Annotated in this window: 1 protein-coding gene; it reads left to right on the plus strand. The window is 20.3% G+C overall.

The genetic code is table 11. The annotated features are described in order from the left end of the window. On the plus strand, positions 1-610 hold a 610-nt coding region (locus tag KTO59_RS04415; protein ID WP_284928847.1), incomplete at its 5' end, for a hypothetical protein. Between the last annotated feature and the right edge of the window lie 337 nt (positions 611-947).

Here is a 947-nt window from a genome sequence, read left to right on the forward strand (position 1 = left end):
AGCATACTTAGCTGCAACAAATAAAGTAACTGTTAAAAATGATGTTGCATTACAAGATTCACAATATTTCCAAAAACAAGAAGAAATCAAAAAATTAAAAAACCAATTTTCAACTAAATATCACAGTTTCATTAATCAAATATATGACTATAACGGTAATATAAAACCAATTAGCCCTGAAAATGTCGAAAAATTAAAAGAAACTTACGAAAATTCAATTAAAAAAGACAAAATTGAATGTGAAGAAATTCAAAAGAAAATTAAAGAAATACAAGCAAAAAACATTGAAAAAACAAATAAAGAAATAATAATAGAAGTACAAGCTAAACAGCTAACTGGATTATCGACAGAAATGGATGAATCAAATAAAAAAATAAATGAATTATACAAAGAAATACAACCATATAATAAAAAATCACTCGTTTATCAAACAGAAATTAATGAAAAAGATACAGAAATTTTAAAAGAAAAACTCATATACCTTAAATTAATAAAACAAAAAGACATATTAAACAATAAAGGTTTAGATATTATTGCGAATAATGACAAACTTATTGAAAAAATCGAAATTAACTATGAAGAGTTAAGAAAACGTTTATTAACAACTTAAAAAAGGAAAATTATTATGAATAACAATTAAAAAAAAATAAAACAAAAGAAAATTATTATTATTTGTATTCTTTTGTTTTTTATTTTAATTAGTTTTTTTTATTTTATTTTATCTAAAAAAAATAAATCAACGATAAAATCATCACAAAATGAACCACATAAACAAGATGAAAATAAAAAACAACAAATGAAATAAAGAAGATTATAATATATGAAAAATGATATTCCAAGATCTAGACTTAGATCATTTGTTTATTTCATTATCAGTGTAATTATATTCTCATTGATTGTATGTATTGGAATAAAAATGGAAATAGATTTTAATAAGATTTGTAAAA

It is taken from the genome of Candidatus Phytoplasma sp. AldY-WA1 (assembly GCF_020312115.2).
Taxonomy (GTDB): Bacteria; Bacillota_I; Bacilli_A; order Acholeplasmatales; family Acholeplasmataceae; genus Phytoplasma; species Phytoplasma vitis.